We start from the raw sequence: 11,850 nt of genomic DNA, 5'->3' as shown, positions 1-11,850 counted from the left end.
TCAATTTTAATGGTTTGGTTTGTGTTTAATAGGTTATCAGTAATTTAACTCTAAATTTAAAGAAAAAGCAAACGCCCTTTTGTTTTTAATTTTTGTCGTACTTGGCTACATCCGGTAATTCGTCAACAGCTTCCTGTTGGTCTATTTTGGAACTATTCATTTCCAGTAAGACCGAACTTCCTGCAATTTTAGGAGAAAATGTTTTACCTTCAAATGTAATGGGTAAACTTCCATAGTTGAATAATGATTTTGTCCTTTTTCCGGTAACTTGTAAAGCAGCCGGTTTTTCGCTGTCTAATTGTACCTGAATGTCCCAGTCGCCCACCTGAAAATGTGATAAACGACTGTTTTCTGATACTGTTTTAATGATTTCCGTTTTGCCGTCTTTTACTTGTATAATGGTCAGGTATCTGAATTTTTGTTTGGCTTCAGAAGTGATTCCCGCGTGCCATTGGTTTTTAAAGTCCTTGATTTCACCTTCGTCATTGGTTACTTTATTCCAGTTGACAGCCGCTTCATAAAATTGATTGTGTACGTTCATTTTTAATGGACTGTCTGCAAAAACACTGGCATTTACATTTCCTAAATCTGTTTGTACCGTAAAGTTTTGCTGTTTGGCATTCGCCGAATTTTGTCCTTCAATGGTATAATACGGACAATGAAACTGAGTGGTCCATTTTACAGGATTTTTAGCTTCCAGTTCGTCATACAAAACAATATAACCGCCTTCGAGCTGCAGCATATGCCTGCGATACAAGGTTACACCGGATTCCCCGTAACCATTTGCTTTGCCGGGTACTACATTAATTTGTTTGAATCGGTTGAGCCAGAAATCACTTTTAATGTCGCCATAAGCATTGCTGGCATCTCCTAATGCGTACTGGATGTGTTGTCCAGAGAGGGCTCTCGGAATCCATCCGTAACCTTCTTCTCCAATTTTTTGATTCAGACTGTCGGCTAAAATTGTGTTATAAGCTTTGGAGGATCTGTAATGTAAAAGATTGTGTTTGTCGCTGAAATTACTGTAATATCCTGTTCCGCCAAAAAGAACTTTCCCTTTATAATTAATCGTAAAGGCATTTTGCGAAGCGTGACCGTGTCCCGAAGAACCAAACGGACTACTGAACAAATAACTACTCAGGGTTTTATTGACTTTTGCGAGATCTTCGTGCATGGCCACAACGCCTACATCGGCAAATTTGCGTGTTTTAGGGAGTTTTTCAGGTGAGGTCGCAGGTAAATCTCTATTTGGTTTGTAGTTTAATAATCTAAAAAATAAAAAATCATCGGTACCGTGATAGTAGGCCGGATAGTCTCTTTTTATTTCTCCAACATACCAGTTTAGATACGGATTATTCATTCGATAAGTCAAAGCATCGGCAAACCAGGCTTCTCCTTTTACGATGTACGGAATGTTTTCCCACATGTCGCCAATGGCAGTACTTGCCGCACCGTTTGGATGTGTGTACAACATGTAGTATGGAAGATTTTGCATCCACGGTAACTTAAAATAATCAACACCGCTAAAGTCTCCAAACATTTGAGACAGGTAAATAATCGATTTAAAGTTGACTCTGAAATAGCCGTTTCCTTCATGCCACCCACCATCGGTAGTACCCAATACCGGGAATCGTGCCGACCACACTTCGTACATATAGGTCAACCACTCTTTGGCCTCTGGAACATCATTGATCACGGCTACTGTCGCGATAGCGAGGTTGCGCAATGTGATTTGCCAAACATGATTGTCGCTTACATGCAATTCAAAACGGTTGGGTAAATGGTTATAAACTCGTTTGGCTCTGATCGTGATGATGTTTTTGAAGGTCTCTTTTTCCTGCGGGGTTAAAAAATCATAACCCGCATCATAAAACCAACCTAATGCTTCAAGAACGGCACCACTTGTAAAATCATCACCTGTCGCTAATCCATTAGGATCCATATTGGCGATGTTTAGGGCCCGGCGTTTAGCGTCTAGGATGAAACGTTTGTCTTTGGTTAGTTGGTAGGCGATACATAGATTTCGAACCGGATTCCCTACAGCATCCCCAAAACCATGATACATTCGTTCTACAATAATTTTCTTTTCTAACGGATTTTTGCCGGTTGTATCAATCACTCTTTGGGGTTTCTCTGTAGGAAGAGGAGCCAGCATCAGTTTTTCTGCGAAAGCAATAAATTTTTTAGCTTCCGGATTATCCAGATTGTTGCGGTAAAAAGCCTCTCCAATGTGGTTCATATCCCATAAAAGTGGGTGTGCATCTTCATTTCTTTTAAGGACTTCACTAATGGGAGGAGATACTTTTTGTGCAGTATATTTGGCATCGACCACAAAATCGTAAGCAGGAGACCAGGTCCATTGATTACTGCCTTTTAAGGCGTAACCGTATTTCCAATACCATTTCCCGGCTTTTAGAGCCTGATGTAACGGATAGACCGCCCAACGTTGTTCGGTACTGGTGAACTGGTTTTTAGTAAAGTTTTTATCGCTTGCCAGCATCACTTTGTAGCGTACATTGCCAATATTTGGATCTTCAGGAATATCGCTTCCGCTTTCCATTGGTGTTACCATTTCTTTTCCATTGGTTCCTGGCCAAAGAAGGGCAGGAGCATTGGTGGGAACTGTAATTCCGTTTACAGGATAAGGCCATTCGCGTACTCTTGAATGTAGTTTTTCGGCTGTTAGTTTTATAGTTGCCTGAGATTGTTGACTGAAAACAGGCAGCATGATAAGGGATGCCGCTAATGTGACTATTTTATTCTGAATCATATTGTTTTTTCTTTAGGCAAGTTTATAAACCGGATTGAAAAGCATCTCCGTTTTTTTTGCACCATTGTTTTAAATAATGACGCATGGCAATTAGTTCTTTTTTATAGGTCTTGTTTACTGCCAAATTGGTGATTTCTCCGGGATCCGTGGCTAAATTGAAAAGCTGTTCTTTTAAATCGCCTTTATTGTAAACGATGTATTTAAAATCCTTAGAAATTACAGCGCGTCCGCTAATATTTAAAAGCTCTTCGTTATCGGCAAAATCGGTTTCGATGACCAAAGTATCCCGCAGGATTTGGGTTGGATTGGTTATTTTTTTACTGATGTCAATTCCCTTTAAATATGCTGGTTTTGGTACTCCGGTGAAGCCGCAAATGGTTGGGATAATGTCAGTACCATTACAAACCAGAAGATCATCGGTGCGGGGTTTCCATTCTCCTATTTTCGAAATGATAAAAGGTATTTTAGCAGATTCTTCGTAGAGTATTTGTTTTTGATTCCAACTATGGCCTGCATAGCCATCACCATGATCTGCCGTAAAAATGATAATCGTATTTTTTTCGATGTTGTATTTTTTCAAAGAGGCGAGTACCATTTCGATATAACCGTCTACTTTTTCAACTAAGCGATTATAAGCCCAACGGTATTGACGCCATTGATCTGCAGTCCAGTTTACAGTAGGGTACGTTCTGAAACTTACTTTTTGCTGCTCGCGGACAATTTTAGGTTCGTAGTCGGGGATTTTCCAGTTGGCAGGCAATGGTGGACACTGAGCTGGCGGAGGTGCTTTTTCTAATATATCCATTTTCAAATCTTCGTCTCTGGCCCATTCGCAAATGTCATGAGGATTTAAAAAAGAGGCAACCAGAAGAAAAGGAGTGTTTTTATTTTCTTTAATGAAGCGGGCACAAAAGGAAGGTGTCGCCGCATCGTTGTAATCCTGAAAATTGGTGTTTTCGATGTATTCAAAACCATGCTGTTTTTTCTTGGCAGTGGGAACCGGAAGATGCCATTTGCCTACATAACCGGTTTTGTATCCTCCGTTTTGGAAAATTTTCCCCATCATTAGTAAATCGTCTGGCCATTGACCGTCTTTTTCGGGAGCATTGCCTACAAAGCCGGTTTCAAAAGGCATTTTCCCACTCATGATGGCTGTACGCGAAGGGGAACATAAAGGCTGAGCGCAATAGGCTTTCGTAAATCGGACTCCATTTTGGGCCAGTTTGTCCATTGCAGGGGTATTCAGCTCCTTGTTTCCTGCAATACTCATCGCATCGGCAGTTTGCTGATCGGTCATGATGATCAGGATATTCGGACGTGCAGTGGTTTGGGCATTGCCGGATAATGGAATAGTCAGTATTCCCAAGAAACAAACAAATTCTATGACTTTTTGAAATATCATATCGGCCTGATTTTTATAGATTACGTTTTGCCTTTTAAATTCTTAAATGCAAAAACGAAGTTAATCATCGGGCTTCAATTGGGGTTTTGAATTTGTTCAAAATGCTATTAATTTTAGTTAAAACCTTTAATAATGGGCAATTAGTGAGGTGATTCTTAAAAATATTTGCTCGCAGAGACGCAAAGTCGCAAAGTTTTTTGTTACAGATTAAATGGATTAGAGTGATGCGTTGTTTGTGTGGATTTGCTCGCGGAGGCGCGAAGCCGCAAAGTTTTTTATGCAGTTAGTAGAAATGATAAGTATTTCTTGTTGTACTTAATTGAAGAAAGGCATGGCAAGGCATTCACACAATCCATTGAGATCTTTGCGACTTTGTGACTTCGCGAGTATATTCTTTTAGTTCGTGCTGTATTTCAGATTTTTAAATATTTGCCCGTAGAGACGCAAAGGCGCAAAGTTTTTTGCAGTTTGTAGAAATGATAAGTATTGCTTGTAGTACTTACTTGTAGAAAGGCAAGGCATTCACACAATTTACTGAGATCTTTGGGACTTTGCGACTTCGCGAGTGTTTTCTTTTTAGTTCGTGCTGTATTTCAAGTCTTTAAATTTCTGAAAAGCATTGGCGCAGGCTCCCAGTAGTCCGGCTTTGTTGCCCAAATCTGCTGCTACGATGCTGGTATGCGCAAAAGCAACGGGAATAGCAAAGGTTTTGACTCTTTGGGTTAGTTCATCAATGTAAAACTGACCTGCTTCGCTGATACCGCCTCCAATGATTACTTTTTGCGGACTAAAGATGTTGACAAAATTGACAATTCCGGCAGCCAGGTAATCAAAATGATGCTGCATGGTTTTTATTGCGTGCTCTTCTCCTGCAAGGTATTTTTCGATGATGGTTTTGCCGTCAATATTTTCATCTGCGGCAGGATTTTGTAACTGATAGTATTTGATTAATGCCGTTACAGAGGCATAGGTTTCCAGACAGCCACGTCCGCCACAATTACAGGCGATACCATTTTGTTGAATTACGGTATGGCCGAGTTCGCCACCGCGATTTTTGAAACCGCTATATAAGCCTTTATTAATCATAATGGCACCGCCTATTCCGGTACCAATCGTTAGAAAAACAGCATCGGTACTGTCTTTGGCTGCCCCGTAATTTAATTCGGCAAGCCCCATTAAGTTGGCATCATTATCAATTACAACATGATGTCCCGTTAAATCATTTAGAATTTTACCCAATGGCAATTGTTCAAAACCGGGTAAGTTTACACCACCGCCAATGATAACATCATTTTCAATCAGACCCGGAAAACCAATTCCGATACCCACAATGGGTTCTTTTAACTGATCGGTACATTGTGTGATTGCATCGACCATTAAGCTGATAATTTCTTTTTCGGTACGGGCTTCTTTTAAGGATACTATAAACGAAAATAAAATTTCTCCGAGTTCATTAACAACACCACATTTAAGTGAAGTACCACCAATGTCGATTCCAATTGCATAGGTTTTAGATAGTTGTGTATCATTTTTGGTAACCATATTGTTCCTTGTTTATTTTAGTAGTTTTCTTTTCTGTTACAAACAATTAATGCAGAACAAAGTCCTGCATTAACGGTTATAAACTTATTCATTTCTAAATAATGTTGCATCATTTATTTTTAATAATTTAAGTTTTTCAAAATAAGTGTCATTATTTAGTGGGTTGTGCGTGATTTTTTCACTTAAGTCTAACGTAATTTATTAAAAGTAAAACGCCTTTTTTTACTGCGTATACTATGTTTCTATGTGTTAGAATAATTACACCCATTAATTTTTGAAGGTTATTTGCCTAATACTTTGGATTCTGACGTGTGATGTTTTTGTTCACGTCTGTTTCATTTTGTGGATAAGGGTACAATTCATGTTTTCCAGCCACAAAATTGGTAATCGCCGGGAAGAAATAAGTGGATCGGATTTGTTTGACTGCGGCACTTGTTTCAATCAATTTATCCCCTAAGATTCCCCATCGGATCAAGTCGGCTCTTCGCATTCCTTCGCCCGAAAGTTCCCAGGCTCTTTCCTGCTGAACGGCTTTTAGGAAATTGTCTTTGTTCAGACCTGTTGCTAAGCTCATTTCAGCCGTGGTTGGTTTGGCTAAGAGTCTCGCGGTTGCGGTTGCTCCGGTACCTTTTCCGTCTGTACTGGTAATGGTTACAGTTGGAACAGTGGTATAACCATCGCCGGAACGCAACATTCCAATGGTATTGATTCCTCCTGCCGAAAGGTTAATTACTGCCGCCGCTGCATCGGTACCGCCGCCGCCCGTGATTTGTATTAAAACATTGGCCGCATTTGTATATCCGGTTCCTTTTGTTTTTATGTCAACAGCAATTCGGCTTCCTTGTACATCGGCACCAAAGGCTCTTTTACGAACCTGATTGATGGCATCATAAGCAATGGCATTAGGGCCCTCATTTAATTCGTTTTCTACTTCAGCGCGCATCAAAAGCAAATCTGAATAACGCATGATTACCCAATTGATGTGTGTGTAAACACGTTCTGCGGTTGCATTAGTCTGGTATTCTCTGCTCCATTTACCAACGGTCCATCTTTCGTCCTGATTGGTGGTTAGGAGCGGAAGTTTGTTGCCCAAATTGTTGATGGAATAGGTGGCAATCGAAAAATCTCTGCGCTGATCGGCCGCATTAAAACTATTGTAAAACGGTTTTGGGACTAAACATCTCGAAATGTTGGATGGATAGAAACCAGCGGCTGTAGCCGGACCATTGAAGTTGCCTACCCAGGAGGCATTTCCTATGTTTCCTGATGGATTATAAAAAGCAACCTGAAAAATATTCTCCGTAGGTTCTAATACATGCTGACACTGGTTTTTAAATACTTTGGCGTAGGATGGATTTAGTTTGTACGGGTTTTGTGCGATCACATCATTAATCTGTTGCTGCGCCAGTTTGTAATAGTCTTTGTAGTTTGAAGAACGTTTCATTGTTCCGTCTGAACTTAAAGAGTATCCTCCTGCAAATAGTGCTATTCTGGCGAGCATGGCTTTAGCTCCCCATTTGTTAATGCGTTCGTCTGTAGGCAGCTGTTCCGGAAGCACAAGCGATGCTTCGGTCATGTCTTTGATGATCTGGGTGTATATTTCTTGACGATCTACGAGAGCTCCTTTCAGATTGTCTCCGGATTGCGAACTTTTGGTTTTAAAAGGAACATCTCCCCATAAACGTACAAGTTCGGAATAATAGAAACCACGAAGGAATTTTGCTTCGCCCAGGTAGCGGTTCAGCTGTTCTTTTTGAGCAGCATTTCCATTTGAAAAGAGTTCCATTTGAGGAATTCTTTCGATTACTACATTGGCTCTGTCTACTCCCTCATACAATTTACTCCAAACGGTGTAGAATGTATTCGTCTGAGAAATTCCCTGATAGTGTGCTATGGTTCTCCAGTCATCGGCACCAATTCCTGTCATTTGTTCAATATCGGTATCAGCATCAAAAACTAAGGAAATGTTCCAGCCATAACTGTCCAGTGACGACATGGATTCATAAACACCAAGGGTGGCCATGTTGGCTTCGTTTGCATCAGAGAAAAAGTTAGCAGTGGTGAAGTAAGAATAGGGGGTAACTTCCAGTTCTTTATCGCAGGAATTAAGAGGCAGTAAGAGGCATGCAATACCTGCTGCTATAATTGTGCTACGGGAGAATATATTGTTTTTCATCTTTTTAAACTTTAAATTATAGCGAAATATTTAATCCTGTGATAAACGATTTGCTTCTTGGATAGGCACTAAAATCTACTCCTCGGGTTATGGCATTGTTGAGTACACTAACCTCAGGGTCATATCCTGAATATTTGGTAAATACGTACAGATTGTAAGCCGTGAAATAAATTCTCAGATTAGAAATTTTAGATTTTTTAAGCCATTCTTTTGGTAAGGTGTACCCAAGGCTAATATTGTTGATTCTTAAAAACGAACCGTCCTCAATAATATCGCTGTACAAACGTCCGGTAGCGTTTCCGTTGAAGGCCGGATTGGTTTTACCTGCGTTTAGAGCAGTCAGTTCTGCGGGATCGGTTACACGCTGTCCTGCTGCATTAACGGTTGTCCATCGGTCAGCATAGATCGCTACTGTGTTTAAATTATCAAGATTAAGTCTTGAATTGTTTAATACGTTGGCGTTATAGATATCATTTCCTACCGTAAAATCAAGAAATACGCTCAAATCAATTCCTTTGTAGCTAAAGGTGTTATTAAGACCTCCTGTGTATTTCGGATTAGCATCTCCAATAGCAGTTCGGTCCAAATCATTAATTACACCATCCGGGGTGCCATTAGGACCACTGATGTCTTTAAATTTAATAAAACCGGGCTGTGCTACAATATTATCGCTTACTACACCTGGCTTAAGAGTGTACGTACTATTTGTAGCATTATAATCAAAATCACTTACCTGATACAGTCCGTCTCTTACATAACCGTACATTACACCCACCGGTTTTCCAACTTGCAAAATGTAGTCATTCCTATCGGTATAACTGTTGGTGATCAACGAATTTTCGCCTTCACTCAGACTTAATACTTTGGTTTTGTTAAAGGCAATGTTGAAAGTTGTACTCCAATTAAAACTATTGGTTTTTACGTTTATCGTATTCAGTGTAAATTCTATACCGCGATTGGAAGTAGCTCCGATGTTCTGAAATTGTTTTTTGAAACCTGAACTTGCGGGTACACGAGTGTTGTATAATAAATCTTTAGAGCGGTTTTCGTATAACTCTGTGGTAAGCGCGATTCTTTGCTTGAAAAAACCGATGTCAAAACCAATATTGGTCGATTTCGTAGCCTCCCATTTTAAAAAAGGATTTGGAAGATTGTTTTGAAATGCCGTGATATTCATTTGATTATTCAAAGGATAAGATCCTGAATTGAAAATACCCAAAGCGGCATAATTGGCAATTCTGTTATTTCCGGCTTCCCCATAACTTAAACGAAGTTTTAAATCAGAAAAAGCAGGTAATTTTTCCATAAAAGGCTCTTCGATAATTCTCCAGGCTGCCGAAACAGAAGGGAAGTATCCCCATTGATTTTCTGTCCCGAATTTAGAAGACCCGTCTGCTCTTAAAGTTGCGGCCAGTAAATATCTGTTTTTGTACGAGTAGTTGGCTCTTCCGAAAAAAGATAATATTTTGTCATCTTCTGCGTAGGTTGTCGGAATTCCGGCAATTGTACCCAGTTGTAATTTATCCCAGCCCAGATTTACCTCTGGAAAAGCTGAGGCCGTAGCGGTAATTCCTTCGGCATAATTGTAAATGTACTCTTGTCCGAGAGAGGCATCAAATTTGTGTTTTTTGTTAAAAGTTTTACTATACGTCAGAACGTTATTGTAATTTAATCGGGTGCCAATATTGTGTGTCACCCCGCCGTTTGCACCACCGCTTCTGATGGCCTGTATACCTCTGGAATCGTTGAAATATTTGCTCTTCATGCTGTTGTCAGTATAACTGATTAATCCACGATAGATTAAGCTTGGCGTTATGTTGTATTGCAGCTGTAAACTCATGTTGATTGCTCTGGTAATGGCTTCTCTTTTTTGACTGTCGATGGTAATCAACGGACTCTGGAAGGTTGGAGAGTCCTGATTGTCTAACGGATCTACGGTTAAAGTTTTAAGATCTTCGTCAGATCCTGTTTTTCCAATAGTAGGTCGGTACTGCAATACGTTTTGAAGCATGCTCAAACGCGCATTTCCGCCATCGTTTGTCGCTAATCCGGTTACTTTCTGATTGGAATAGTTTACAATTGCGGTAACCGTAACCTTTTTGCTGATCGAATTGGTTACGTTTAGTTTTGCAATATTTTTTACCGATGCACTTCCCAACATAATCCCCTGATCATTGTTCACCGAGTAGAAAGCATTGTATTTGGTATCATTTTCACCACCGCTGATGCTTAGTTTGTGGTATTGACTTTCTACTGCATTTCCAAAAACCTCATCCTGCCAGTTGATACCTGGTCTGTCTTTGTAAAAGCCTTCAAGCTGATCATAAGTTCCAAAGGCACTTACAAACTTCTGCATTCTGGCATCATCCGTTGCAGCTTCATAAAGTAATTGAGTGTATTGGTAAGGATTCATCACCGGAATTGTTTTGGCAATCATTTTTATTCCCCCGTAGGTATCGTAACTTAAAGTCAGTTTTCCGCCTTTTGCTTTTTTTGTTGTCACCAAAACTACTCCATTGGCACCTTGTGCACCGTAGATAGAAGTCGATGAAGCATCTTTTAAAACGTCAATAGATTCAATATCCATAGGGTCTAGAAAGCTTAATCCGCCGGTTTGGGCTACACCGTCAACGACATATAAAGGCTCATTGCTTTGTGTAATCGAAGTTCCGCCTCTAATTCTAAGAGATGGTTCAGATCCGGGGGTACCGTCAGACATGGTTACCTGCATACCGGCAATACGACCCTGTAATGCCTGTGCCACATTTTGAACAGGAATTTTGGCAAGTTCTTGTCCTTTAACAGAAGAGATAGCTCCTGTTAGATCTTTTCTCGCTTTGGTTCCATAACCTACTACAACTACCTCATCCAGATTATTAGCGTCGTCCAGTAATTTAGTATTGATAAGTGTTCTGTTTTTAACAGGTTCTTCTTTAGTTTTAGTTCCTATGAACGAAAATACTAAAATAGCATTTGTTTTTACCTTAATTTGATAATCACCGTCCATAGCAGTAACAGTGGTATTTTTGGTTCCTTTTTCAGAAACGGTTGCTCCGGGCATAGGCATATTCTGAGCATCGGTTACCACACCCTTTACGGTAATAATATCCTGCCCATACATCACTTTGCAGGTGGTAAGCAGCAAAAATAAAAATAGAGTCCTTTTCATAATTTTTTTTAAATCGGAATAAGGGTAACCTTATTTCCTAAATTGATGTTATATAAGTTGATATCTGGTCTTGCTCTATGAATTATAAACTACTCTTCTGAATCGTTTATCTTTTGATTGTTCCGTGAGCGTAACCGAAATTCCGAATTACTGTTGTAATAAGTTTGGGATCGACTGCCGTTTGATACTATTGCTTAACCAATCGCTTCATTATTTTAATAGGCGAAAATTATAACAATTTATTAACTGAGGAAATTCGCAGAGGAATTTTCCGCCTGACAATTAAAAATAGATTTTGTGGTTGCTGGTTCATTTTTTTGGAATTGGTCATGTTTTTTTCGATTTAATAAAAACAAATATATAAATCGACTATAGAGGACAGTTTTGAAAATGTCCAAATTGCTATTGATTTTGATTAATTGTATTTTTAAAAGCTTTTAAAATCCCTGTATAATCAAGGTTTGGTGGCATTTTTGAGATTCTGTTTTCAGTAGGAGAGTGCTGTTTTTACTGAGCTGTTCTGAAATAATTTGTGTTGGGAAAAAGTTAAATTAAATGCCATAAGGGGTTAACGAAAACGATGTAATTTTTACAGCATAGTAGGAGGGAAGGAAAGTAGTTTGTTTTCTCTTTTTCAGATAAAACTGATAAAAATGTTGTGGTTTTTTATTTTTTGAATAGGAATGGACAATAGATTTATCGTTATTTAGAAATTGTTTGAGAGGAATTTAATCGGAAGCTTCATTTGCTTGTTAAATATATGTCGCTCCGTCGGAGCTTTATAGGTGGTG

The 11,850-nt window shown here is 39.4% G+C and carries 5 protein-coding genes; all 5 read right to left on the bottom strand.

Annotation, left to right across the window (positions count from 1 at the left end; all coding sequences use genetic code 11):
- Positions 1-85: 85 nt before the first annotated feature.
- The gene (locus AC3IS6_RS21145) at positions 86-2,770 is read right to left on the bottom strand and encodes a DUF4962 domain-containing protein (RefSeq protein WP_489162278.1); all 2,685 of its coding nucleotides are present in this window, start codon (positions 2,768-2,770) and stop codon (positions 86-88) included.
- Between the two features lie 22 nt (positions 2,771-2,792).
- Positions 2,793-4,172, bottom strand: a complete 1,380-nt coding sequence (locus tag AC3IS6_RS21140; protein ID WP_489162276.1) for a sulfatase family protein — start codon at positions 4,170-4,172, stop codon at positions 2,793-2,795.
- Positions 4,173-4,748: 576 nt separating this feature from the next.
- Positions 4,749-5,714 (bottom strand): ROK family protein, encoded by a 966-nt coding sequence (locus AC3IS6_RS21135; RefSeq protein ID WP_489162274.1) that lies wholly within the window; start codon positions 5,712-5,714, stop codon positions 4,749-4,751.
- A gap of 289 nt (positions 5,715-6,003) precedes the next feature.
- Positions 6,004-7,890: a RagB/SusD family nutrient uptake outer membrane protein gene (locus AC3IS6_RS21130; RefSeq protein ID WP_489162272.1), complete on the bottom strand. Its 1,887-nt coding sequence runs from the start codon at positions 7,888-7,890 to the stop codon at positions 6,004-6,006.
- A 16-nt stretch (positions 7,891-7,906) separates the two neighbouring features.
- Positions 7,907-11,059 (bottom strand): SusC/RagA family TonB-linked outer membrane protein, encoded by a 3,153-nt coding sequence (locus AC3IS6_RS21125; RefSeq protein ID WP_489162270.1) that lies wholly within the window; start codon positions 11,057-11,059, stop codon positions 7,907-7,909.
- Positions 11,060-11,850 lie beyond the last annotated feature (791 nt).

The sequence above is a fragment of the Flavobacterium sp. KH_035 genome (assembly GCF_057839565.1).
Note: the sequence above shows the minus strand (reverse complement) of the source record. Positions and strands in the feature narration are given on the sequence as shown.

Bases quoted from the DNA above. Each gene is read 5' to 3' on its own strand.
- AC3IS6_RS21130 (WP_489162272.1), bottom strand. From the start codon at position 7,890: ATGAAAAACAATATATTCTCCCGTAGCACAATTATAGCAGCAGGTATT.
- AC3IS6_RS21145 (WP_489162278.1), bottom strand. From the start codon at position 2,770: ATGATTCAGAATAAAATAGTCACATTAGCGGCATCCCTTATCATGCTG.
- AC3IS6_RS21140 (WP_489162276.1), bottom strand. From the start codon at position 4,172: ATGATATTTCAAAAAGTCATAGAATTTGTTTGTTTCTTGGGAATACTG.
- AC3IS6_RS21135 (WP_489162274.1), bottom strand. From the start codon at position 5,714: ATGGTTACCAAAAATGATACACAACTATCTAAAACCTATGCAATTGGA.
- AC3IS6_RS21125 (WP_489162270.1), bottom strand. From the start codon at position 11,059: ATGAAAAGGACTCTATTTTTATTTTTGCTGCTTACCACCTGCAAAGTG.